At 40.8% G+C, this 25,560-nt stretch carries 23 protein-coding genes and 1 other annotated feature; of the genes, 1 reads left to right on the top strand and 22 read right to left on the bottom strand.

Annotated features, from left to right (window positions below):
- Positions 1-12 precede the first annotated feature (12 nt).
- From rpoD to ybeY, 22 genes are all read right to left on the bottom strand, one after another.
- A complete protein-coding gene (rpoD, locus tag QS39_RS06415; RefSeq protein WP_000201905.1) occupies positions 13-1,122 on the bottom strand; it encodes an RNA polymerase sigma factor RpoD in 1,110 nt (369 codons plus the stop codon).
- A 2-nt stretch (positions 1,123-1,124) separates the two neighbouring features.
- Positions 1,125-2,885, bottom strand: coding sequence for a DNA primase (gene dnaG, locus QS39_RS06410; protein WP_077804980.1), 1,761 nt, complete (start codon positions 2,883-2,885; stop codon positions 1,125-1,127).
- Positions 2,886-2,974: 89 nt separating this feature from the next.
- Positions 2,975-3,733: an ABC transporter ATP-binding protein gene (locus tag QS39_RS06405; protein ID WP_000125437.1), complete on the bottom strand. Its 759-nt coding sequence runs from the start codon at positions 3,731-3,733 to the stop codon at positions 2,975-2,977.
- Positions 3,730-4,596, bottom strand: a complete 867-nt coding sequence (locus QS39_RS06400; RefSeq protein WP_004234420.1) for an ABC transporter permease — start codon at positions 4,594-4,596, stop codon at positions 3,730-3,732. Before QS39_RS06400 ends, QS39_RS06405 begins: the two co-directional genes overlap by 4 nt.
- Positions 4,597-4,671: 75 nt before the next feature.
- On the bottom strand, positions 4,672-5,667 hold the full coding sequence (trpX, locus tag QS39_RS06395; RefSeq protein WP_077804979.1) for a tryptophan ABC transporter substrate-binding protein: 996 nt from the start codon (positions 5,665-5,667) through the stop codon (positions 4,672-4,674).
- A 265-nt stretch (positions 5,668-5,932) separates the two neighbouring features.
- Positions 5,933-6,150: a binding site (T-box leader), on the bottom strand.
- 96 nt (positions 6,151-6,246) lie between these two features.
- Entirely contained in the window at positions 6,247-8,943 is a 2,697-nt protein-coding gene (gene ppc, locus QS39_RS06385; RefSeq protein WP_077804978.1) for a phosphoenolpyruvate carboxylase, read from the bottom strand.
- 24 nt (positions 8,944-8,967) lie between these two features.
- Entirely contained in the window at positions 8,968-10,191 is a 1,224-nt protein-coding gene (gene ftsW / locus QS39_RS06380) for a cell division peptidoglycan polymerase FtsW (protein WP_077804977.1), read from the bottom strand.
- A gap of 160 nt (positions 10,192-10,351) precedes the next feature.
- Complete coding sequence (gene prsA, locus QS39_RS06375) at positions 10,352-11,290, bottom strand: peptidylprolyl isomerase PrsA (RefSeq protein WP_077804976.1); 939 nt, start codon at positions 11,288-11,290, stop codon at positions 10,352-10,354.
- Positions 11,291-11,356: 66 nt separating this feature from the next.
- Positions 11,357-12,070, bottom strand: a complete 714-nt coding sequence (locus QS39_RS06370; protein ID WP_077804975.1) for an O-methyltransferase — start codon at positions 12,068-12,070, stop codon at positions 11,357-11,359.
- A gap of 1 nt (position 12,071) precedes the next feature.
- The gene (gene pepF, locus QS39_RS06365) at positions 12,072-13,874 is read right to left on the bottom strand and encodes an oligoendopeptidase F (protein ID WP_077804974.1); all 1,803 of its coding nucleotides are present in this window, start codon (positions 13,872-13,874) and stop codon (positions 12,072-12,074) included.
- Positions 13,875-13,892: 18 nt separating this feature from the next.
- The gene (locus QS39_RS06360) at positions 13,893-14,846 is read right to left on the bottom strand and encodes a competence protein CoiA (protein ID WP_077804973.1); all 954 of its coding nucleotides are present in this window, start codon (positions 14,844-14,846) and stop codon (positions 13,893-13,895) included.
- 65 nt (positions 14,847-14,911) lie between these two features.
- A complete protein-coding gene (tehB, locus tag QS39_RS06355; RefSeq protein WP_077804972.1) occupies positions 14,912-15,772 on the bottom strand; it encodes an SAM-dependent methyltransferase TehB in 861 nt (286 codons plus the stop codon).
- A gap of 14 nt (positions 15,773-15,786) precedes the next feature.
- Positions 15,787-16,254 carry an SsrA-binding protein SmpB gene (gene smpB, locus QS39_RS06350; RefSeq protein WP_077804971.1) on the bottom strand — a complete coding sequence of 156 codons (468 nt, stop codon included), beginning with the start codon at positions 16,252-16,254 and terminating at the stop codon, positions 15,787-15,789.
- On the bottom strand, positions 16,217-18,571 hold the full coding sequence (gene rnr / locus QS39_RS06345; protein ID WP_077804970.1) for a ribonuclease R: 2,355 nt from the start codon (positions 18,569-18,571) through the stop codon (positions 16,217-16,219). Before rnr ends, smpB begins: the two co-directional genes overlap by 38 nt.
- A 100-nt stretch (positions 18,572-18,671) precedes the next feature.
- Positions 18,672-18,905 carry a preprotein translocase subunit SecG gene (secG, locus tag QS39_RS06340; RefSeq protein ID WP_000282517.1) on the bottom strand — a complete coding sequence of 78 codons (234 nt, stop codon included), beginning with the start codon at positions 18,903-18,905 and terminating at the stop codon, positions 18,672-18,674.
- A gap of 39 nt (positions 18,906-18,944) precedes the next feature.
- On the bottom strand, positions 18,945-19,094 hold the full coding sequence (rpmG, locus tag QS39_RS06335; protein ID WP_001809104.1) for a 50S ribosomal protein L33: 150 nt from the start codon (positions 19,092-19,094) through the stop codon (positions 18,945-18,947).
- On the bottom strand, positions 19,094-20,293 hold the full coding sequence (locus tag QS39_RS06330; RefSeq protein ID WP_077804969.1) for a multidrug efflux MFS transporter PmrA: 1,200 nt from the start codon (positions 20,291-20,293) through the stop codon (positions 19,094-19,096). The genes rpmG and QS39_RS06330 overlap by 1 nt, the downstream gene beginning before the upstream one ends.
- Complete coding sequence (gene coaE / locus QS39_RS06325) at positions 20,280-20,885, bottom strand: dephospho-CoA kinase (protein WP_077804968.1); 606 nt, start codon at positions 20,883-20,885, stop codon at positions 20,280-20,282. Before coaE ends, QS39_RS06330 begins: the two co-directional genes overlap by 14 nt.
- The gene (gene mutM, locus QS39_RS06320; protein ID WP_077804967.1) at positions 20,885-21,709 is read right to left on the bottom strand and encodes a DNA-formamidopyrimidine glycosylase; all 825 of its coding nucleotides are present in this window, start codon (positions 21,707-21,709) and stop codon (positions 20,885-20,887) included. Before mutM ends, coaE begins: the two co-directional genes overlap by 1 nt.
- Positions 21,710-21,757: 48 nt before the next feature.
- On the bottom strand, positions 21,758-22,657 hold the full coding sequence (gene era, locus QS39_RS06315) for a GTPase Era (protein ID WP_077804966.1): 900 nt from the start codon (positions 22,655-22,657) through the stop codon (positions 21,758-21,760).
- Positions 22,658-22,673: 16 nt separating this feature from the next.
- Positions 22,674-23,069 (bottom strand): diacylglycerol kinase family protein, encoded by a 396-nt coding sequence (locus QS39_RS06310; RefSeq protein WP_000378166.1) that lies wholly within the window; start codon positions 23,067-23,069, stop codon positions 22,674-22,676.
- Positions 23,050-23,547, bottom strand: a complete 498-nt coding sequence (gene ybeY / locus QS39_RS06305; RefSeq protein ID WP_000275156.1) for an rRNA maturation RNase YbeY — start codon at positions 23,545-23,547, stop codon at positions 23,050-23,052. The genes QS39_RS06310 and ybeY overlap by 20 nt, the downstream gene beginning before the upstream one ends.
- A gap of 104 nt (positions 23,548-23,651) precedes the next feature.
- On the opposite strand from ybeY, the gene pavA reads away from it, so the two are divergent.
- Positions 23,652-25,307 carry an Rqc2 family fibronectin-binding protein PavA gene (gene pavA, locus QS39_RS06300; RefSeq protein WP_077804965.1) on the top strand — a complete coding sequence of 552 codons (1,656 nt, stop codon included), beginning with the start codon at positions 23,652-23,654 and terminating at the stop codon, positions 25,305-25,307.
- Positions 25,308-25,560: the final 253 nt, after the last annotated feature.

Here is a 25,560-nt window from a genome sequence, read left to right as displayed (position 1 = left end):
TCATCCTCACTCTTAGTCTTCAATAAAATCACGAAGCGGTTTACTACGACTTGGTTGGCGTAGTTTTCTCAAAGCCTTTGCTTCAATCTGACGGATACGCTCACGGGTTACGTTAAATACTTTACCCACATCTTCAAGGGTACGCATTTTCCCATCATCAAGCCCAAAACGTAGACGCAGAACATTTTCTTCACGGTCTGTAAGAGTATCCAAGACCTCATCCAACTGCTCACGCAAGACGATACGAGTTGTATAGTCCACTGGATTTTCAATCACTTCATCTTCGATAAAGTCCCCAAGGTGGCTATCATCCTCTTCACCAATAGGAGTTTCAAGAGATACTGGTTCTTGGGCAATCTTCAAGATTTCACGAACCTTATCAGGTGTCATATCCATACGTTCAGCGATTTGCTCTGGTGTTGGGTCTTGACCCAATTCTTGAAGGAGGTTACGCTGTTCACGAACCAATTTATTGATGGTTTCAACCATGTGAACTGGGATACGGATGGTACGAGCTTGGTCCGCAATAGCACGAGTGATAGCCTGACGAATCCACCAAGTTGCATAAGTTGAGAACTTGAACCCTTTAGAATAGTCAAACTTGTCAACCGCCTTCATCAAGCCCATATTCCCTTCTTGAATCAAGTCAAGGAACTGCATACCACGGCCAACATAGCGTTTGGCAATAGAAACAACCAAACGAAGGTTGGCTTCCGCAAGACGTTGTTTGGCTTCGATATCACCAGCTTCAACTGCTAGTGCCAATTCTTTTTCCTCTTCATTGGTCAAGAGAGGAACGACCCCGATTTCTTTCAAGTACATACGGACAGGGTCATTAACCTTAGCAGAAGTTGAACCAATCAAGTCCTCATCGCTGAGTTCTGGTTCTTCTTCAGCACTAAGAACACGCGCACTTGGATTTCCTTCATTATCTGTGATAGAAATTCCTGCGTCCTGAATCCGTTGCAAGAGATCTTCAATCCCATCAGCGTCCAAGGTAAAAGGAACGACAAGACTAGCATTGATTTCATCATCTGTTGCTGTCCCTTTTTGCTTATGATTACGGATAAATTCTGCTACTTGTACATCAAATGTTGTTACTTCTTTTTGTTTTGTTGCCATTATTACTCCATTCTTCTCTTTTGGGAAATTAAACGTTCCAATTCTTCTAGGGCTGTGTCTGTATCTCCTACATGGCTAGCTTCCTGCACCTTCTTTTTGATTCTCATATTGTCCTGATTCAAGAGAGCCTTGTTTCGAGTCATTTCTACTTCACTAAGCTCCTGTGGTGACATCTCGGCAGGTAAATCCTGAGCTAAGACTTGATACCAAGCTCTTTCAACTTCCTCTGTCTGCTCTGCTAAAACTTCTGGAGGAAGATTACCATACTGGCCAAGCAAGTCATATAAGACCTGAAATTCAGGAGTGTCAAATGCAAAATCTTCTCGCAAACGGTAATCGTTCAAAATAAGGGGAGATTCCATCATTCGATAAAGTAGGTGAGCTTCTGCCCTCATAACAGCCGATAACTGCTTGGTGACAGTCATGGTGATTGGCGTCGGTCTGGAAATTCCTTCCATACGATTCTGCCTTTGTACCTGACGACTCTCATTCACAATCTGCTCAATCTGGGCATAATCAAAGGATGCCAGACTGTCAGCTAAAATATGAATATAGCTGTTTTGAGCAGTGATGGACTTTTCTTGAACAATCAAGGGAGCTATTTTTTCAATAAACTCAATCTGAGCTTGCAGATTTTCACTGTTTTCAGGTTTGTACTGGTGAATGTAAAACTCAATCGGACTAATACGAGTTTTCGTTAATAGATAGGCCAAGTCTTCTGGACCATTTTTTTGTAGATACTCATCTGGATCCAAGTTATCAGGCATACTGACGATTTGCACAGGCATATCACCAATTTCATCCAAGGCTTTCAATGTTGCGGCTTGCCCAGCCTTATCGCCATCGTAAACAAGGACTAACTTCTTGGTTAACCTTTTCAGATGCTCAACATGCTCTCGACTCAAGGCTGTTCCCATAGATGCGACAGCGTTTTCGATTCCAGCCCTATAGGCTGCAATAACATCCATGAACCCTTCCATCAGATAAATCTCACTGGCTTTGCCAGAAGATTTTTTTGCCCTATCCATATGATATAATTCGTAACTTTTGTTAAAAATTGCAGTCGATCGGCTATTTTTATACTTAGAAGTTTGTGAATCCGTTTTCTGCCAGATACGACCTGAGAAGGCAATGACCTTTCCCTGATCATTTGTCAGGGGAAACATAATCCGATTGTGAAAGGTGTCTACAAATTGATTAGCATCCGAGAGATAAAACAGTCCTGAATCTAGGAAATCCTCTTCATGATACTGACCAGACAAACGTTGATAGAGATAGTTTCGTTCTGGAGGTGCTAAACCAATCCGAAAATGCTTAAGCACTTCATCTGTCAAACCACGCTGATAAAGGTAGTTTCTGGCCGCCTCCCCCATGGTCGTTGTCATGAGAATAGCATGATAAAATTTGGCAGCATCTTCGTGCATATCATAAAGAGCTTGATGTGGAGAGGCTGGCTTCTGCTCACTATAAAGCGGTTTTTCCACCTCTATCCCAACACGCTGACCTAAGATTTGGACAGCCTCCATAAAGGGAACCCCTTGGTACTCCTCAATGAATTTAAAGACATCACCTGAGCGGCCACAACCAAAACAGTGATAAAACTGCTTATCCTCTACAACGTTAAAAGAAGGTGTTTTTTCACCATGAAAAGGACAGAGCCCTAGATAGTTCCGTCCTGCCTTTTGTAAAGAAATCACATCTCCTATGACTTCCACAATGTTGGCATTGTTTTTGATTTCTTCAATGACTTTTTTGTCAACCATACACAATACCTCCATGTTATCATAGTTTACTTTATATAGTATACTTTATTTCAGAAAAAAAGTAAACCATTTCACTCATTTTCCCTACTTTATTCAAAGAGCTGATAATAATCAGAGATTTTCATTTTTGCTTTTTCTTCTTGTTTCAAATCTTGGATAATCCGTCCTTCTTTCATAACAATCAAGCGATTACCATATTTGAGAGCATCTTCCATATGGTGGGTAATCATAAGCGCTGTCAGCTGGTCTTTCTTGACAAATTCATCCGTCAATTCCATCAAGGACACACTGGTCTTTGGATCAAGGGCTGCAGTATGCTCGTCTAACAAGAGTAATTCAGGTCGTTTCAAGGTTGCCATCAAGAGACTCAAGGCCTGTCTTTGCCCACCTGATAAGAACTCAATCGGTGTATTCAAGTGTTTCTCAAGACCGTTTCCCACTTTTTCAATAGTTGCCTGAAACTCATCCTTATAGCTAGCCAGACGTCTCGGAAACAGTCCACGCTTTTCACCACGAAACTTGGCAATCAAAAGATTTTCAGCCACCGTCATACGGGGAGCTGTCCCCATCTTGGGATCTTGGAAGACACGAGACAGATACTTAGCGCGCTTCTCTGGTGAAAACTTGGTAACATCCTCACCTAAAATACGGATGGTCCCACTGGTTAGTGATAAAGTTCCTGCAATAGTGTTAAAGAGAGTTGATTTGCCAGCACCATTTCCACCTAAAATCGTGATGAAATCCTGTTCAAAAATTTCTAAGGAAACATCATTTAAAATAATCTTTTCTTCATCAAAGCCATTTTTAACGACTTTGGTTGCATTTTTTAATTCTACAATTGCTGTCATTTGCTTAATTTGGCTCCTTTCAAGATTGTTTGCTTAAATGTTGGAATCATGAGGCAGACTGCTAAAATCACGGCGCTGTACAAACGAAGGTAACTAGTATTAAAGCCAAGCGCAATAACTGCCCACACTAAGAATTGATAGGCGATAGAACCTACAACAATGGTAACCAGACGTTCTGCCAAGCTCAAACTCTTGAAGATAACTTCTCCAATAATCAAACTTGCAAGCCCCACAACGATAACACCGATTCCTCGAGATACATCGGCATAGCCTTCTTGCTGGGCAATAAGAGCTCCTGCAAGGGCAATCACACCATTTGATAAGACCAATCCCATGAGCTCCATACGTCCAGTATGAATCCCGAAACTTCTAGCCATATCAGGATTGTCACCTGTAGCAATATAGGCCTGTCCGAGTTTGGTATCCAAGAAAAAGAGCATAAGAGCAATGACAAGACTGACAAAGATAAGACCTGTCAAGAGTTGATTCAAGTCTGAATCAAAAGGCAAAACATCCTGAATTTGCTTGGTTCCAAGCAGGCCTAAATTCGCACGTCCCATAATCAAGAGCATGATTGAGTGACAAGAAGTCATCACCAAAATCCCTGATAACAAGGTTGGAATCTTCCCTTTTGTATAAAGAAGGCCTGCTGCCATACCAGCCAAACAACCTGCTCCTACAGCAACAAGTGTCGCTAGAAATGGGTTCACGCCTTTGGTTATCAGAGTGACAGCAACAGCTCCCCCAAGAGGGAAGGAACCTTCTGTCGTCATATCTGGAAAGTTTAAAATCCTAAATGTCATAAAGATTCCCAGACCTAAAATAGCCCAGACAAATCCTTGAGAAATAATAGATAATATCATCTGTTTCTTAACCTTTTCTATATGATTTTTATTGTAAAAAATTGGAGGAGATGTCCCCAACTCCTCCATTACAGATTATTCAATCACTTGTCCTGCTTCTTTTAGAACAGATTCAGGAATCGTAATACCTAGCTCTTGTGCTAATTTTTTGTTAATTACTGACTTACCAGTTGAAAATACATTGACTGGAGTATCAGCTGGTTTTGCACCTTTCAAGACTTGCGCAATCATTTTACCAGTTGCCACACCAAGGTCGTGTTGGTCAACTACAACTGATGCCAAGCCACCTGCTTCTACCATGGCAGTCGCGCTTGGATAGATTGGCTTTTTAGCTGATTGATTGCTTGATACAACTGTTGAAAATGCAGATGCAATGGTGTTGTCGATTGGAACCCAGATAGCATCAACCTTGCTAGTCATAACATTGACTGTTGAAGCAATTTCATTTGTTGAAGGAACAGCAAATGTTTCGACTGTCAAACCTGCTTTTTCAGCATAAGCCTTAAATTCTTCGACTTGAGTTTTTGAATTGTCTTCGCTACTTGAGTAAAGGGCTCCGATTGTTTTTACATTTGGTGTAAGAGCCTTAATGAGTTCAACTTGTTGTTGAGCTGGATTGTGGTCAGACACCCCTGTAATGTTGCCACCTGGTTTTTTCAAATCTTTGACCAAGTTAGCACCAATTGGGTCTGTAATAGCAGCCATGATAACCGGTAGGTCTTTTGTTGCACTAGCCAAACCTTGAGCAGCTGGTGTTGCAATACCAACCACAAGGTCATTCCCATTTGCAACCAATTGTTTACTCATTGTCGCAACCTTACTTTGGTCACCTTCTGAGTTCATAAAGTCAATCTTCAACTGGTCATCTTTATAACCTTCTTCTGCAAGTCCATCTTGAATCCCTTTATAAATCAAGTCAAGAGATGGATGGCTCACAAACTGAAGGACACCAACTTTGGCAACTTTCTTCTCATTCTTAGTTTCTGGTTTATTCATTGAAGAGTAAATCAAGCTTCCTGCTACTAAGACTGCTAAGGCAGCGATAATTCCAATTAAACGTTTATTTTTCATTCTATTTCTCCTTTTTATTTCCTTCAAAATACTTCACTTATCTAATACTCTTCGAAAATCTCTTCAAACCACGTCAGCTTCACCTTGCCGTAGCTATGGTTACTGACTTCGTCAGTTCTATCCACAACCTCAAAGCAGTGCTTTGAGCAACCTGCGGCTAGCTTCCTAGTTTGTACTTTGATTTTCATTGAGTATAAACAAGCGACGCCATCGTTTTCTTTCCATACTAACCTCCATCAAAAAAAGTCCTCACACAAAAAACTTGTGTGAGGACGTCAATGCGCGGTACCACCTCAATTATAGGGAATTTCCCTATCGCTCTGTCTCGCAATAACGAGATGCACTGTAAGGTGTGCTCACCGAATTTTTATGATTTCAAATTCTAAATAACATTCAGCCCAATTTTCATCATCACCACTTATCTGTTTTCAGCTACCACAGACTCTCTAAAAAGTTTGAATGATTACTTTTCTGAATGGTTAAATTATATCATTTTTCAACTACTTGTCAAGACTCTTTTAGCATTTTTTTGAACTATTCAAAAACTTCCCCTATAGAAAAGAGGAAGTTTGATAGGTATCAGCCTGAATTACGCAATCCTGTCGCAATTCCGTTGATGGTTGTATGGATTAATTTTTCTTGATCGCTTGATAATTCTCCTCGGCGTTGACGTTTAATCAACTCCAACTGGATATAGTTAAGGATATTAAAGTAAGGCATACGATAATCCAAACTTGCTTTTAGATATGGATTTTCAGCCAAAAGTTCATCATAACCTTCGATAGCCAAGATGACTTCCTTGGTAACTTGCCATTCATTTAGAATAGTCTCATAGATTGCTTTTACTTGATCATCTTCACAAAGTTTAGCATATTCAAAAGCAATATTCATATTTGATTTTGACAAGACCATATCAACATTTGAAAGAAGCGACTGGAAGAAAGGCCAATTTTGATACATATCTCGTAGAATAGCGATATTTTCTGGATTTTTATCGATAAATTCTTTGAAGCTTGAACCAACCCCATACCAGCCAGGGAACATGACGCGACTTTGCGACCATGAGAATACCCAAGGAATAGCCCGCAAACCACCGATTTCAGTAATCGTTTTACGAGCAGCTGGACGAGAACCAATGTTAAAGCTTGAAATAGCCTTGATTGGACTTGACTCGAAGAAATAATCATAGAAATGATCATTACCAAAGACCAAATCACGGTAGATATCGTAACTACGGTCCACTACTTGGTCCATAATGGCTTCATATCGATTTGAGGTATTGGTATCGCTCTTCTTCTGCGTAATCATACGGTTAATGGCTGCAGATACTAGCATTTCAAGGTTATAGTAGGCAGCATCTTTGTTACCGTATTTATTGCCAATTACTTCACCCTGCTCCGTCAAGCGGATACGATCCTTGATAGACTTGAGCGGTTGGGAGGTGATGGCTTCATAAGTTGGTCCACCACCACGACCAACAGTCCCACCACGGCCATGGAAGAAGGTAACCTTAACACCAAATTCATCTCCAATAGCAGTCAATTGTTGTTGAGCCTTGTAGAGGGTCCAACATGATGATAGGTAGCCACCATCTTTATTACTATCAGAGTAACCAAGCATGATTTCTTGGTAGTTATTGCGAGAAGCAATCCATTTCTTAGCAAGAGGAAGAGAAAGGTATTCTCTCATAATTTCTTCTGAGTGATCCAAGTCCTCTATTGTTTCAAAGAGAGGAACGATTTGAACACGGGCTCTTTCTTTATCAACTAACCCTACTTCTTTTAGTAAGATAGCCAATTCCAGCATGTCTGATACGCTAGTTGCATGTGAAATAATGGTTTGACGAATAACATCATCACCCAACTTATCTTTCAACTTACGAGCAGCCTTAAAGATTGCTAATTCTTTTTCAAGTAACTCTGATTTTTCAACATGAGTGGCAGAAAGAATACGTGGATCTTCTTCTAATTCTTTCAAAAGAAGTTGGCATTTTTCTTCTTCACTGAGTTCGCTATAATGAGAATGAATTCCTGCTGATTTCAAGAGTTCAGCTACACAGGCTTCATGAACACTAGAATCTTGACGCATGTCAATAGATGCCAAATAGAAACCAAAAATTTCAACTGCCTGAATTAACTCAACAAAATCACCAGAAATCAGTGCTTCACCCTTATTTTCCAAGAGGGAATCACGAATAGTAATTAAATCCTTATAAAAATCATTGGCCGTTTCATAGCGAGCCCCAACTTCCTTATCCTCAATCAGATAGGTTTTTGTTGCTTGGATTTTTGATTGAATATCAAACAAGGCACGGCGGTAAAGCTCTTTTTCACGGTAAATAGAGTTATCCTTAGATTGACGAGCCATTTCTCTGACTTGCTTGCTGACATTGACAATACTAGTTGAGAGAGAGAATTCACGATAAAGTTGGTAAATCTTTTCATCATAGTAGTTCATGATGACTTCACACTGAGTCATAGCAGATTGTTTCAAGGTATCTGCTGTAACAAAAGGATTCCCATCACGGTCTCCACCAATCCACATTCCCATGGTAATTGGTTTAGGATGTTTCAACTCCAAGCCGTGTTTTTTAGCCAGACGCTTGTACTCAGCAGTCAAATGAGGAACAGCTTTCAGGAATGAACTATTGTAGTATTCCATAACATTCGTAATTTCATTGGTTACTTTCAATTTCTTTTCACGAATCATATCTGTCTGCATGATAATCTCAATGTAACGACGGAGATCATTATGCCATTTTTCCTTATTAATCAAGCCTAATTTCACATCACGATACTTACGCAAGAGGGTATGGATATGGTTTGTCAAATCCAACATACTCTTACGTTGCACTTGTGTTGGATGGGCTGTCAAAACAGGGACAACATTCAAGTGTTCAAGAATTTCAACCGCATTTTCTTTTTCAGCAACCATTTTGATCGTTGCTGATAATTTTCCAAGATAATCTTGATCAATATTATTTTGGTGGTTGATTTCATAAGCCAAATCCACGTCTTCTGAAATATTAATCAAGAGAGGCAAAATTGAGAAATAGCGTGAAATATAAGCCATTTCATCATTCGACAGACTAGTAACCAATTGGTTCAAGCCTTGATAATCTTCTTGAGTTGACAATTCTTTCAACTGCATGATTTTTTCAAAAGTCTCTGGGGCAAGCATATTTTTAGTGATATCTTCTAACAATTCTGTTAAAATCAATACTTCTTCTTGCACGACAGCTTTATTACTATAGTTTTCTAATTTTTGAAGTGACATAGTTAATCCTTTCCACTATCAGCTCTACATATAGTTTGAGGAGTGAGCTTCTAACTCCTCATACAATTGAGCACGCTTTTCACTTGCATCAATATTTAAGACAAAGGCGATGGCTACAGACAAGACCAGAAGACTATTCCCTCCTTGCGATAAGAAAGGAAAGGTTACTCCTGTCGAAGGAATAATACCAGAAATTCCACCGATATTGACAAACACCTGGATCAACATCATCCCCCCAACCCCAATCGCCATCATGGAATTAAAGGGATTCTTAGCACGAATTCCTACTAGGATGATTCGTAAAATCAGGAAAAAGACAAGGGCTAAAATCAAGCTGGCTCCCACAAATCCAAACTCTTCAATGACAATTGAAAATACAAAGTCTGTATGAGCCTCTGGTAAATAACCACGTTTTTCGATTGAATTTCCTAATCCTAGACCAAACCAACCACCATTTACCATGGCAAAGTAGGAATTTGCAAGTTGGTGGCCTGCTCCTGCCAAATCAGCAAAGGGATTAAAGTAGGCACTGAAACGCTTAGCAACGTAACCAAATACTGGAATTTTTGAAAACTTATCAACCCCAATCATAGAAATAGCTGATAAGGATAGGGCTGAAACTCCTACCAATACACCGATAAAGGCTATAAACCAACGATGAGCAATCCCACTAACTGTATACATAATCAAGGCGACCAGAGCTAGGATAGTCGCATTCCCCAAATCTGGGAAAATAGCCAAACTTCCTATCATTACCAAGAGGACAAAACGCCAATCATTAAAAGCTCGAGGAATCCATTGATTTTGAGTTAAAACTTGAAAATCGTAAATACCAATTTCATCCTGTTGTTTTGAAAAACGTTGGGCCAAGTACCAGACGATGATAATCTTCAAATACTCCGCTGGTTGAATGGTCAAAGGTCCTACTGAAATCCAACCATAGGCTCCATTGACTGGCGTACCAATTAAGCGAGCTAGAGCTAAGAGAATCAGCTCAACAAACATAACAATAAATAAGAGACGTTCTTTTCTTAAAAAATTCAGTTTCAGCTTATATATCAAGGCAATCAATATTAAACTAAATATCCAAAACATTCCCTGACTTCGAACCAATTGGAGGGCACTTTTACCTTCTTCGATAAGAATGGCACTGGTTGTAGAATAAACTACAATCAAGCCCAAAATTGATAAAAGTAAGTAAGGAACTAGAATAGAATAGTTTAATAGGTGCCTCTTACTAATCTTCATAGTATCACCAATCTAATGAGAACAAAAGAAATTATTCCCAAATTCCGTTTATTTTCTAGTTTTGATTGCTATTATACCATTTTTTCCGAAAGAAAAAAACTCTTACCCTTAAGATAGAAGATTTTCTCATAAGAAAAAGAGCACTTGGCTCTTTTCTGTTTTATTCTTTTGAAGAACTGCTTGAGCTTGAATCTCCACCACCGATGTATTGAGTAAAGATATTTTGGAAGGCTTGGTCTTTAACCTTGATGTTGGCTGCCTGCAATTCTTTTCCGATAATGCTTTGAACAAATGATGCGTCATTTTGTTTTTGAGTCAAGATAACAGTTTTTAATTTTTCTTTGTAATCGTCAATATTAGATGATTTTTCTGTTTTCTTAATCAGTTTAACAATGTAATATTGACTGCTGTAGGCTTGTGTTCCAGTAACGCTAATCACATCAGAAACACCGTTTACATCTAAAGCAAAAGCTGCTTTCTTAACTTGATCTGGTACTTCTGTTGAAGCAGAATCAAAAGTGATTTCTCCACCATTCGCTTTAGTTTTCTCATCTGTTGAATTATCTTTGGCTAATTGAGCAAAGTCTGCATCACTAGCTTTAGCTTTTTCAAGAATTTCTTTAGCTTTGTCTTCATTGTCCAAACGGATAATTTGAGCAGTCACATCAGGAGTGTATTCGTCAAAAGCCTTCTTGTAAGCATCATCTGTCAATTCAGCTTCTGCTGCTTTCTTAACTGCCAACTCAACCAATTTACTTGTACGAATTTGAGCTTTACGTGTTTCAAGAGTCATTCCTGCTTGTGACAAGACACGTTGGTAGTTCTCACCATATTGTTTCTCTTCTTCGGCAATAGTATCGTTGACTTCTTTGTCATCTACTTCTGAACCGTATTGTTTCTCAAATACTTTTTGGATGGTCAAGTTCAACAACACTTGTTGGGCTGAAGGATTGCTTTTCACTTGCTCATAAAATTGATGTTCTGTGATGACATCCCCTTTCATGCTGATAAGGTCTGCCCCTTCTGAACCTTTCGAACAAGCTGCTAAAGTTGCTACTGATAATAGTGTAATGGCACCTGCCAATAGTTTTTTCTTCATGTCTACTCCTTTGAGATAAGTGTTACCCTATCTATTTTACTATATTTTCTTAAATTTTTCTGAAAATCATTCGCTGTCAGTCAATTGAACATCTGCTACATTTTTACGAAGCATGAGGATGCCGTCACCCAGAGGTACTAATGTTGCGGTGAGGCCTGGATTGTCTAAGGTTGCATCAAATAGTCTTTGAAGTCCTCTGTAAATAGTTCGCTGGCCACGACGGACTTCCATAATATCCTTGGCAACATCACCACCTTGGAAAATATCATCCAAGACAACCACACCTCCAACGTCCAAATGTTTGAAGATTTCTGGCAGAAAGACGATGTATTTAGACTTAGCAGAATCCATAAAGACGAAATCATAGGACTCTGTCAAGGTTGATAAGACATCTACCGCATCTCCTTCTAGGAGTGTGATTTGCTTACGACTGTCAAACTGGGTAAAATTTTCCTTGGCAAAACCAATCATTTCTGGATTGCGGTCAATGGTTGTAATCTTGGCCTTTGGAGCATGTTCCGCCATCAAGAGGGCTGAAAAACCGATAGCCGTCCCAATTTCCAGAATGTTTTTAGGTTGTATGGTTTCCATGAGAAAACGGAAATAAGCAACCGTTTCATGGGGAATAATGGGAATATTTTCCTTGCGGGCAAAGTCTTCCAATTCTTTCAAAGATCCTGTGACCTGCTTTTGGCGCTGACGCATCAAGTCTACAATTTCTTCCTTGACGACAGGGCGACGCATGTTATGGTTGGCATTTTTACTATATGATTCAACCATCTTATGCCATTCCCAATTTTTCAACAAGTGCTTCAAACTCATTTAAACGACGTTCAAAGACTGCAAAGGCATCGTTGAGGTAGTCTTCCTTCTCCATATCAACTCCAGCTTTTCTCATGACATTAAGTGGATAGTCAGACTTACCTGCCTTGAGATAGTCGATATAGCGGTCACGGTCTTCTTGATTACCATGGACAATCTTTTCAGCCAAGGCTGAGGCTGCTGCAAAGCCAGTTGAATATTGGTATACATAGTAGTTATAGTAGAAGTGTGGAATGCGAGCCCACTCGTATTGGATTTCAGGATTGTCTTCCTTACTCAAACCATAATACTCTTGGTTCAAGTCTGCGTAGAGTTTATTTAGGAAATCACTTGTCAAGACTTCTCCATTTTGGTCCGCTTGGTGGATAGCGTGTTCAAACTCAGCAAATTGAGTTTGACGGAAAACTGTCCCACGGAAACCATCTAGGAAGTTATTGAGAATAGCAAAGCGCGTTGCATCATCTTCCACTTCTTCCAATAATTTCTCCGTCAAGATATTTTCATTGGTAGTTGATGCAATCTCAGCCAAGAAGATAGAATAATCTCCGTAAACATAAGGCTGCGTTTCACGAGTATAGCTTGAATGCATACTATGACCTGTTTCATGAACAAGAGTAAAGAGATTGTCTAGATTGTCCTGCCAGTTAAGAAGCATAAAGGCATTTGTATCGTAAGAACCACCAGAGTAAGCCCCTGAACGCTTGCCTTGATTTTCGTAAACATCAATCCAACGCTCACTGAAGGCACGTTTAACACGGCTCAAGTAATCCTCACCCAAGACTGCCAAGGCATCTTCTGCCTTTTTCAAGGCTTCTTGGTAAGTAAAACTGTATTCAACAGATGAAAGTGGTGTGTAGACATCGTACATCTTGAGGTCTGAAATCCCCAAGATTTTTGAACGAAGCTCAAGGTAACGATGCAAGAGTGGCAAGTGCTTGCGAACTGCTGCTACCAAATTGTCATAAACACTCTCTGGAACAAAATTCGCTGCTAGGGCTGCATGACGAGCACTCTTGTAGTGACGAACCTTAGCACGGTAGTTTTGCACCTTAACATTGGTTTGCAAGGTTTTGGCATAGGTATGTTGGAATTGTTCGTAAGTCGCATAAAGGGCTTGATAGGCACCACGGCGTACCTCACGATTTTTAGACTCCATCAAGCGTGTGTAAGTCCCATGAGATAGCTGAACTTCCTTACCATCATCGTCGAGGACATAAGGGAACACAATATCCGCATTGTCCAAGATAGCAAAGGTTTCACTTGCAGAACCAAAAATTTCTCCAGCTCCAGCTAATAATTCTTCTTCACGTTGTGAAAGAACGTGATCCTTGTCTTGTAAAAGCTTGTCAAAATAGTGTTGATAAACCTGCAACTTTGGTTGAACTTCTAAAAAGTTAGCATACTGCTTTTCACTAATTTCCATAAATTCAGGTTCATAGAATGAAAAGGCTTGGTCTAGCTGGCTATAGAGAGTCATGGCCTTGGCATAGTACTCTTGATACTTGGCTTCACGAGTGTCTTGGTCATTCTTCATATGAGCATAAACGTAAAGCTTCTCAATTTGGCGTTCCATCTCAAGAGAAAATTCAGTAATTTCGAGTAGGCTATCCGCACTATCCAGGAGATGGCCTTCATACTGGGCTACTGTCTCCAATTGTTCTGTTAACTCTTTTAAGGCTTCTTCCCAAGCCTGGTCAGTTGGGTAGATCGTTGATAGATCCCATGTATCTTTTTCATTTATTTCATGTCTTTGTAATACCATTAGATTCCTCCATCCTTTCTATTCTACCATATTTTTCAAGAAATATTGCTGATAAAAGGCTGGTGGATAGAGCTTTTGCCAATCATTTTGAGGATTTTTTTGGTAATAGGTTTGAAAATACTGATAATAGCGAGTCAAATCTTGCTCAATTTGGCAAAAATCACCTACTAGTGGTCGAATTTGTGGATACCATTCTTTTAGTTCATAAGTCAGGAGATTTTCTCCCTTCTGATAGGCTTCTGCTTGTGCTTTCATCCAAATGGGATTTTGATAAAACAGTTGTTGCCGGATATAGCGACAGATGTCCTTATCTTGAGAAACTGTAAAATGCGATATTTTTTGTTTCTTATAGGGAAAACGTACTATCTCCAGTAGACTACCGTGACCATAGGGAAATTCCTTAATCTGATAATGGAGTTTACCTCGAAGATCTTGGTGAATCAGGTATTTGAGTCTTAAAACTTGTTTTTCACTGTCTAATTCCCAAACATAAAAACCCATATTTTGACTGAAATAAAGAAAACCTTCTTGCAGACGGGTCAAACGCTCCTTGAGCCAAAGTTTTTCCCCCAGCAACCATAGTACTTGGTAACCCTGACTACGATAGCCCTCACTGCGCTCTTTAAGAAGTTTTTGTGGTAAGGGGCTACACTGAACCTCTAAAGCTAGATTGCCATTTACAAATACATCCGCAATCTGTTTAAGCTCTGGAAGCGGGTATTCTAATTGCACCTCTGCATCTCTTTTCAACCAGTGATAAAGTGATTTTTTATTTTCTAGGTGTTCTGGACTTTCATTTTCAGAGGAAAAATCACAGTCTTTTAAGGTTTTGTGGGCAAAATGGGTCCGGACACTTGGTCCTTGACGCAAACGGAGCTGACCTCCACAAGCTGGGCAGGTGTATGCCTGCTTCTCAAGTTTATCCTCTAACACATTTACCAATTCTCCCCTAGCATCTCTCGCAACAAACATGATTTCCCTCCTTTTCTATATTATTCGAAAAAAAGATCAGGAAAATTCCTAATCTTCATGTGTGTTTACTTGATTTTCTTAGCTAGCATGGTCGCAAAGCGTAGTTGAATACGATTGCCATTTTCGTCACGACGGTGCAAATGGCCTGGATTTTCATTGTACTTAACCAATTCCCAGTCCTTGTAATAGTCTGCCAATTCCCCTTCTTTAAAGGTGAATGGGAAGTTAACCGAGCAAGGATAATCCTTCGTGTCCATGGCACAGACGATAAGGTTGTAGCCACCGACCGCGGTTTTCTCCTGCATATTTTTGATAATTGCAGGAATGCGGTCTGCTTGCAAAAACATCAAAACAACTGTTGAAACGATAAAATCATATTCTTGTCCAATGCTGGCAGAATTGATATCGTAGAGACCAACATGCATATCCAGGTCTTCCTGCTCCACAATGCTTTGCAAGATTTCAAGGGCCAATTCATTTTGATCCACAGCTGTCACATCAAAACCTTGCTGGGCTAGAAAGAGTGCATTACGGCCTTGACCACAGCCCAAATCCAAGGCTTTCCCTGGTTTTACTGTCTGCATAGCCTCTAGAACCTCTGAATGAACCGGATTGGTATTGTATTTTTTAGGGAAATAATCCTCAGGTTTACAATAAAATTCTAAATACCATTCTACATCGTCTGTCACAGCCTCCACTCGGTGCCAGGCTTGAGGTTGCGCCATTGGATTGTCTGCTCCCGCTTCAAAGAGGTGTTCAGCTAGAACTTCCCCTTCTTCGGTCAACTCAATAAACTTGAGAGTTCCTTTTAGAACAGTAATCTTGCCCCAAGTCCCAACCTTGGTATTGTGTTTCTGCTGAACAGCCTCTGGCATGGTTTCTTTAGTCCACAAAGGCATGCGTTTATAGGCAACTAGTTTTTCCATTTTCATTCCTCTTTTTATCGTTGGTTGACTGCTTTCATCACACGCGCAATATCGCGATTCTGCTCACGTCGTTTGATAGACTCACGTTTATCATAGTCATGCTTTCCTTTGGCAAGTCCTAAAAGAAGCTTGGCATAGCCATCTTTGATATAGACTTTAAGGGGAACCAGTGTCATTCCTGGTCCTTTAGTCTCATGTTCCAATTTTTGAATTTGCTTCTTATGGAGCAGGAGTTTACGACGACGTTCTGGTTCTTGGTTCCAGATATTGCCCTCTTCGTAAGGGGCGATATGAACATTGCTCAACCAGACTTCTCCATTTTTTACTTGGGCAAAGCCATCCTTGAGATTGATTCGAGCTGCTCGTACACTCTTGATTTCAGTTCCAGTCAGGACCATCCCTGCCTCTAGCGTATCTACGATTGTATAGTCGTGACGCGCCTTTTTATTTTGTGCGACGACCTTTCCCTCGCCCTTTGCCATGCTTGGCTCCTTTCTTAGCTACTTCTTTATAAAAAGGTTTCTTTCCTTTTTTCTTCTTATCTTTCTGTGAATGCTTGCGCTTATCATTTGAGCGTCCTGATTTTCTCTTGTCTTCCTTCTTATCTGAACGACGACTGGAACCACGCCCTCTGTCACTACGATTAGACTGTTTCAAGCCTTTTTCAATCACATCAAACTCACTTGGAATATAAGAGAAGTCGATTTCACCAGTCATCTTATCCGCTCTTTCAACTCGAATGCGAATCTGTTGTCCTACACGGAATGTTATACCTGATTTCTCCCCACGCAGGGTCAAATCACGCTCATTGAAATGATAAAATTCAGGTAGATTAGTGATGTGAATCAAGCCTTCAACTGTGTTTGGCAATTCGACAAAGAGACCAAACTTGACAATACTTGATACAACAGCATCGTACTCGTCACCCACGTATTCTTCCATATACTCAGCCTTTTTCATGGCTTCGACTTCACGCTCGGCCTCGATAGCACGACGCTCACGATTGGAAGACTGGGTCGCAATCTCTGGAATCACTTGCTCAAAATGCTCTGCTATTTCCTTAGAAGAGCCGTAATCACGAATCATACGGTGAACAAGAAGGTCAGGATAACGACGAATCGGACTGGTAAAGTGAGTATAGTAATCTGCTGCTAATCCATAGTGGCCGTGATTGTGTTCCGAATAGCGAGCCTGCTGCATAGAGCGCAGAAGCATCATGGACAATACATCTGCATAAGGTTCTCCCTCAACAGCACGCATGATGTCTTGGAGGGCCTCCTGGCTAATCTCACTGGCAGTCCCATAAATGCGCAAGCCAAAACTCGAAGCATAATCAATAAACTTCTGAACCTTTTCAGCCTTAGGCTCCTCGTGAATTCGATAGATAAAAGGCAAATCCAGCTTGCTAAAATGCTCGGCAACTGTTTCATTAGCCATCAACATAAAGGACTCAATCATGCGCTCGGCAACACCACGCTGACGAAGAACGATATCAACAGGCTTACCCTGTTTATCCACTAAAATCTTAGCTTCATTGGTATCGAAATTGAGGGCACCACGCTTCACACGCATATTTTCTAGAGTTTCATGGAGCTTAGCCATAAGTTCAATACTTGGAACAATTTTCTGATATTCTTGTCTCTTTTCCTTGTCTCCAGCTAGGATATCATTGACATCACTATAGGTCATACGGAAACTTGTCTTGATAACCGTTTGGGTAATAGTGTAATTAACCACACGACCATGTTTATCAATCTCCATAATGGCAGACTGGGTCAGGCGGTCAACTTGAGGATTGAGAGAGCAAATTCCATTAGACAGTCGTTCTGGAAGCATTGGAACCACTCGGTCTGTTACATAGACTGAAGTCGCGCGGTTAAGGGCTTCCTTATCAAGGGCAGAACCCTCGGTCACATAGTAGGAAACATCTGCGATGTGAACTCCAAGCTCCAGATTTCCATTTTTCAAGGCTTTGATATGCACCGCATCGTCCAAGTCCTTGGCGTCCGCACCGTCAATGGTAAAAGTAATCTCATCTCTCAAGTCCAGACGACCTTCCATATCCTTTTGAGATGGAGCATCAGGCACACTTTCTGCTTCCTTGACAACAGCTTCTGGAAACTCGGATACAATATCCATAGACTCCAAAACCTCAAGAACATCAATTCCGACATCCGTTGAATACCCCACCACATCGAGGACACTAGCGACAAAGAAATCATGTTTCTTGCTTGGGTATTTATCGATAAAGACCTTGAGAACTTCGGTTCCCTCAAGTTTAAGGGCTGGTTTTTTTACATAAATCGGTTGACTGATTTTCTGATTTTTTGAACGGATGTAACCCGCATACTTAGGTTTTTCTTGATCTAGAACGATTTGACCAACAACGGTTGTCAAACTGTGTTCTAAGACATCAATAATTTTTGCTTCTGCTGCTGTTCCCTTATTGCGGTCAGCGACTTTCTTAATCACTACCTCGACGGTATCACCATCAATAGCATAGTTGACATCGTTTTTTCCTACAAAAAGGTCGTCCTCCTCACCTTCCAGACTGACAAAGCCAAAGCCATTTTTATGGGCATGAAAAATCCCCTTGAGGGTAATCTCATGTTTTTTCTTGGCTTCCAAGGTCAGACTGCCATCTTCTTCAAAGCGAATCTGGTGCTTTCTTTCCATTAAGGACAAGGTTTTAATCAACTCACGAAAATCCTTGGAACCGTCTTTTCCCAAAGCCTGAGCTAAGTCATTGACAGTTACCTTTCCCTTGTCTTGTAAATATTCTTTTATTCTATCTTTCATATTTTCTTTCTAGATTTTTTATTTTCTTTTACTGTAAAACCTTCTTACACATCCTTTAAAAATAAAAAGAGGCAAAGACCTAGTCCTGCCCATTATTTTCTTATCTACTTGATAATACCGTCAATGCTAAGGCAATGGCTAGCCAGAAAAAGACTAAAATCCCTGTCAAACGCTGCATTACAGCTTCAAAACCGCGTGCTTTACTGCGTTCAAACAAATCACCTGAGCTGGCATCAAATACATTGCTGGATTGGTTTTTGGTTGGTTGCATGAAAATCGCAATCACAATCACAACAGATAATACTAATAAAATGGTTAATAATAGGTTATACATATCAAACTCCTTAAAATCCCTATTATTTTACCATAAAATCTACTTAGATTCAAGATGTAGGGTTACTTTTCTTTCCTTGGGACAATACTTTAAAACCTCAATCTTGTCTGGATGGGTTTTTGAATTTTTACTAGTTAGGTAATTGATACTGCCACAAGAGGAGCATTTGAGATTAATTTTTACTCGCACTAGATTTCCTTTACTTTTAATAATGTTCGAAATTGAAGAAGGTTAAAGAGACAACTAAAGGCAACACAAAGGCTTGTCGCATAAAAGACTGCATGGTAGCCAAATTGACCTGCTACTGCAGAACCTGCCATGGGACCAACGACACCGCCCAGATAAAAGAATACCTGATTAAAGGCAAAGACCCTCGAAATACCAGCTTTGGTCGTCATCTTGCTGAGAAGGGCATTAACTCCGGGAATCAAGGCACCGGTTCCCAATCCAAAGAGGAAACGATAGAGGCCTAGTTGAAAGGGGCTAGAAGCATTGGCACAGAGAAGATAGATGATGACTGAATAAAACTGGGCTACAACCAAGAGACGATGGTTGCCCACCTTGTCACCTAGCTTTCCCATGACTCCTGCACTCATCATGCTGGAAAAGCCCATACTGGACACAATCAAACCAGATACAAAGAGAAGATTCTCTGTCTGGCCTAAGTCGCGCACATACAAAGCTAAGATAGGGCCGATTGATTGGGCTGAAAATTGGATGACAAAACTAGTCAGAAAGAGGTTGACCAAGAGATAGGGATATTTAACTGATGTAAATAATTCCTTTGTTGGGATGGCCTTTTCCTTGGCTACTGGTTGAAAATCTTCCTTGATAAAGCAAATAGTCAAAACAGCAGCTAAAAACAGAAAACTACCAACCAGTAAGAAAACAGTACGAATACCAAATAATTCTGCGATAAAGCCACCAATAAAGGGACCAGTTAGAGTACCTGCAACTACGCCAGTAGACAAAGTACCTAAGGCAGTTCCTGATTTCTCCTTGGGAACCTGACTGGCTATCAAGGCCGTTGAATTGGGAACAAAACCCGCAAATACACCATTCAGTAAACGAAGAAAGATTAGCCAATAAATATTTGGCACAAAAGCCAATCCCCCCATAGTGATAGTCATGGCCAGACCAGCACGAATCATCATGGGTTTTCGACCGTATTTATCAGCAAGGATACCCCAGATAGGAGAGAAAAGTGCTGCAGAAATGGCAGAGACAGAAATAGCTAAACCTGCATAAAAAGCGACTTGCTCACTCCCTACACCTAGATTTTCCACAAAGATGGGCATAAAAGGCACAACTAAGGAAATACTGGCTCCTGTCAGAAAATTACCAAACCAGGCAATACGCAGATTATCCTTCCAGTTAATCTCTGTCATCTTCACTACCTCCCTCAAGCAGGGAGAACACCTGAGTAAGAAGCTGGTCCTGATTTCCATTGTTGTTTAAAACATGGCTGGCCAAATCTTTCTTTTTCTCTAAAGGCCACTGGGCTGCCAGACGAAACTCAGCTTCATCTTTGGACAACTGGTCCCTTTTCATTAAGCGTTCTACTTGGACATCTCGGTCCACGTATACCAACCAAGTCTCATCAAACCAAGAGACGTAGTCCTGCTCAAAAAGTAGGGGAATATCCATGAAGAAAATCTCTTCTGTCTGAGCCAATTGGTCTCTTAATGTAGCTAGTTCCTCACGGATAATCTCTCCTTGAGTTATCCTAGACCATTCCCGTTCCTCAGGATTTGAAAAGATAAGACTAGCTAGGAGAGGGCGATTGAGTTCTCCGTTTTTTAGAATTATTTCTTGGCCAAAGTGCTGGACTAGAGCCTCAAACAGACGACCACCAGGTCTCTGTAGTTGGTGGACAACCGCGTCGGCATCCACCACTTGAAAGCCTTGCTTTCTTAGAAAATTTGTCACGGTTGACTTACCAGAGGCAATTCCTCCTGTGATTCCAATGATTTTTCCCATCAGTCCCTCCTTTGACAGTTTGGACAAAAGTGGGTTCCACGTCCACCTAGTTGGATTTTCTCAATGATGGTACCACAGCGTACACATTCTTGACCAGCCTTGTCATAGACCTGATGAAAATCCTGCATGGTTCCATCTTCCCCAAAGGCATTGGTATAGGTCCGAATGGTGGAACCACCTTTTTCAACAGCCTGTCCCAATACAGCAATGGTCTGGTCATGAATGGCAGTCGCTTCTTCTGCTGTCAAAGTCTGGGAAGGTCTAGCTGGATGAACCTGAGCACGCCAGAGAACCTCATCCACATAGATATTGCCAAGTCCAGCTACCAAAGTCTGGTCTAAAAGATGGGATTTGATAGGCTTTTTAGACTTAACTAGAGCAGTTTGAAAGACCTGCACATCAAAGTCTTGTTCGCTTGGTTCAGGACCTAATTTTTTAGAAATAAAGTAGGCGTCTAAAAGGTCTGGAGCCAAGAGTTCCATAGTACCAAACTTGCGAACATCCTCATAAACAAGGGTTCCACCATCCTCAAACTTAAAGAGAACATGAGCATGCTTGCGTTCAGGAACCTGGTCCGGATAGTAAAAATACTTGCCCTCCATGCGCAAATGGGAAATCAAGACCTTGTCTGTCAGGTAGAAAAGCAAATATTTACCACGACGTCCCATTGACTCAACAACTTGACCAGGCACTTCCTTTCTAAACTCGTCCAAATCCGTCTTAATCATCTTGGGATAACGAATTTCTACACTCGAAATCTTCTTACCCAAAATCAATTTTTCTAGGCCACGACGAACCGTTTCAACCTCAGGTAATTCAGGCATAAGTCCTCCTTCTGTAAAAACAAGAAGCAGGCATGAGCCCACCTCTACTTAGTATTCTTTTTCATTATAGCCAAAGTCAGCCAAATCTAGCTTTTTATCACGCCAGTTTTTCTTGACCTTTACCCAGGTTTCTAGGAAGACCTTGTCTCCTAGCATAAGTTCAATATCACGACGGGCCATGCTACCGATTTTCTTAAGCATAGCACCACCTTTACCGAGGATAATCCCTTTTTGGCTATCGCGCTCGACCATGATGGTTGCACGGATGTGAACCTTGTCTGTTTCTTCGTCTCGCTTCATAGAATCCACAACTACTGCGACAGAGTGCGGAATCTCTTCACGAGTTAGGTGTAAGACTTTCTCGCGAACCATTTCTGAAACCAAGAAACGCTCTGGATGGTCTGTGATTTGATCAGACGGGAAATATTGGAAACCTTCATCTAGATTTTCACTCAAAATATCCACTAGACGAGAGACGTTATTTCCTTGAAGAGCTGAGATTGGTACAATTTCCTTAAAGTCCATCTGATTTCGGAAATCATCAATCTGAGACAAAAGCTGGTCTGGGTGAACCTTATCGATCTTATTCACCACCAAAATCACAGGAACCTTGGCAGCCTTAAGACGCTCGATAATCATATCGTCCCCCTTACCACGCGCTTCATCCGCAGGTACCATGAAAAGAACAGTATCCACTTCACGAAGGGTGCTATAGGCAGATTCAACCATGAAATCTCCGAGAGCTGTTTTAGGTTTGTGAATCCCTGGTGTGTCGATAAAGACGATTTGTTCCTTATCAGTCGTGTAAATTCCCATGATTTTGTTGCGCGTTGTCTGCGCCTTGTCACTCATGATAGCAATCTTTTGCCCCATGACATGATTTAAAAAAGTTGACTTCCCAACATTGGGACGTCCTAAAATGGCTACAAAGCCTGATTTAAAAGTCATAATTTCCTCTTACTGTTTAAAATAATAAATCCCAGATTCGTGGGAGAAAAATCAATGCGCCTGTTAAGGCTGCGAAAAGAGAGACCACTAATACCGCGCCAGCCGCCATATCCTTGGCATTTTTAGCCAGCATGGAAAAGTGATAGTGACTGGCCAAATCCACCACATTTTCAATAGCAGAATTGATAATTTCAAAAGCTACTACCAAGAAAATGCTCAATAGGAGAAAGAGCCATTCGATTCGTGACACCTGAAAAACAAAACCTGCAAGAATGACTACAAGAGCCGTTACTGCATGTTTTCGCATATTGCGTTCTTCCTTGATAGCAGTAAAAATTCCTGTGAGAGCAAATTCTAAACTGGATATCAGGTCACGATTTTTCCATTTTCGTTTATTGTCTTGTGAGTCCATAGGCTGTCAAAATTTCTTCTTGTAAACCGAACATCTCCGCTTCTTCTTCCGGAGTATAGTGATCATAGCCGTTGATATGTAAAAAGCCGTGTACTGCCAAGAAGCCCATCTCACGTTCAAAGCTGTGACCGTATTCCTCGGCCTGCTCATGTGCCTTATCGATAGAGATGAACAATTCCCCAATATAGGCATCAAACTCAGACATCATCTCTGCCAATTCTGGATTTTCAAGTAAATCCTCTTCGTCAAAGGCAATTTCCAATTCTGGTTTATACTCAAGGCTGATAACATCTGTCGGACGGTCTGTGTCACGGTACTCCAGATTGAGTTCATGACTACGCTCATTAGTCACAAAAGTGACTGCCATTTCCTTGTCTTCTTTTCCTAATTTTTGGGCTGCAAACTCCAAAATTTCTTGGGTTTGTTGCAACATTTCTTTTGAAACTTGACCAGTTTCATCTACCATTTCAATATACATGTGCTTCTCGTTTCTCTTTACTTGGCTTTATTATACCACATTTCCATGATTTTATTCTACCTTTTTGATATAATACTATGGAATACAATCACAAGGAGAGAACGATGTCATTTGACGGATTTTTTTTACACCACATGGTTGAGGAATTGCGAAGAGAGTTAGTGAATGGTCGCATTCAGAAAATCAATCAGCCTTTTGAACAAGAGTTGGTCTTGCAAATCCGTAGCAATCGCCAAAGTCATCGCCTACTCCTCTCTGCCCATCCAGTTTTTGGACGCATTCAGCTGACCCAAACGACTTTTGAAAATCCAGCCCAACCTTCCACCTTTATCATGGTTTTAAGAAAATATTTGCAGGGTGCCCTGATTGAATCGATTGAGCAAGTGGAAAATGACCGCATTGTGGAAATGACAGTTTCCAATAAAAACGAGATTGGGGACCATATTCAGGCTACCTTGATTATCGAAATCATGGGGAAACACAGTAATATTCTACTGGTTGATAAAAGTAGCCACAAAATCCTCGAAGTCATCAAACATGTTGGCTTTTCACAAAATAGCTACCGTACCTTGCTTCCTGGATCTACCTACATCGCTCCGCCAAGTACGGAATCTCTCAATCCTTTCACGATCAAGGATGAAAAGCTCTTTGAAATCCTACAAACTCAGGAAACGAGAGCTAAAAATCTTCAAAGCCTCTTCCAAGGTCTGGGACGCGATACGGCAAATGAATTGGAAAGGATACTGGTTAGTGATAAACTATCTACTTTCCGTAACTTTTTCAATCAAGAAACCAAGCCATGCTTGACTGAGACTTCCTTCAGCCCAGTTCCTTTTGCAAATCAGGTGGGAGAGCCTTTTACCAGTCTTTCTGATTTGTTGGACACCTACTATAAGGATAAGGCTGAGCGAGACCGTGTCAAACAGCAAGCCAGTGAACTCATTCGTCGTGTTGAAAATGAACTTCAGAAAAACCGCCACAAACTCAAAAAACAGGAAAAAGAGTTACTAGCGACAGACAATGCTGAAGAATTTCGTCAAAAAGGAGAATTGCTGACAACCTTCCTCCACCAAGTGCCTAACGACCAAGATCAGGTTATCCTAGACAACTACTACACCAACCAACCTATCACGATTGCGCTTGATAAGGCTCTGACTCCCAACCAGAATGCCCAACGCTATTTCAAACGCTATCAGAAATTAAAAGAAGCTGTCAAATACTTGACTGATCTGATTGAAGAAACCAAGGCAACCATTCTCTATCTGGAAAGTGTGGAGACCGTCCTCAACCAAGCTGGACTAGAAGAAATCGCTGAAATCCGTGAAGAATTGATTCAAACTGGCTTTATCCGCAGAAGACAACGGGAGAAAATCCAGAAGCGCAAAAAACCAGAACAATATCTAGCAAGCGATGGCAAAACCATCATCTATGTCGGCCGCAATAACTTGCAAAATGAGGAGCTAACCTTTAAAATGGCACGCAAGGAGGAACTTTGGTTCCATGCTAAGGATATCCCTGGAAGCCACGTTGTCATCTCAGGAAATCTTGACCCATCTGATGAAGTCAAGACAGACGCTGCAGAACTTGCAGCCTACTTCTCTCAAGGTCGCCTGTCAAATCTGGTTCAGGTAGATATGATTGAAGTCAAAAAACTCAATAAACCAACTGGTGGAAAAACAGGCTTTGTCACTTATACAGGGCAAAAGACCCTCCGTGTCACACCAGACCCAGAAAAAATTGCATCTATGAAAAAATCCTGATTTTACTTGAAATCAGGATTTTTAACTTATACTCAATGAAAATCAAAGAGCAAACTAGGAAGCTAGCCGCAGGTTGCTCAAAGCACTGCTTTGAGGTTGGAGATAAGACTGACGAAGTCAGCTCAAAACACTGTTTTGAGGTTGCAGATAGAACTGACAAAGTCAGTAACCATATATAATCCAAGGCGAAGCTGACGTGGTTTGAAGAGATTTTCGAAGAGTATTACTACTCACTCAAATCATATCCAATTAT

The organism is Streptococcus mitis, from assembly GCF_002005545.1.
GTDB classification, from domain to species: domain Bacteria; phylum Bacillota; class Bacilli; order Lactobacillales; family Streptococcaceae; genus Streptococcus; species Streptococcus mitis_I.
The sequence above is the reverse complement of the archived record's forward strand: the minus strand, read 5'-3'. Positions and strand labels throughout refer to the sequence as shown.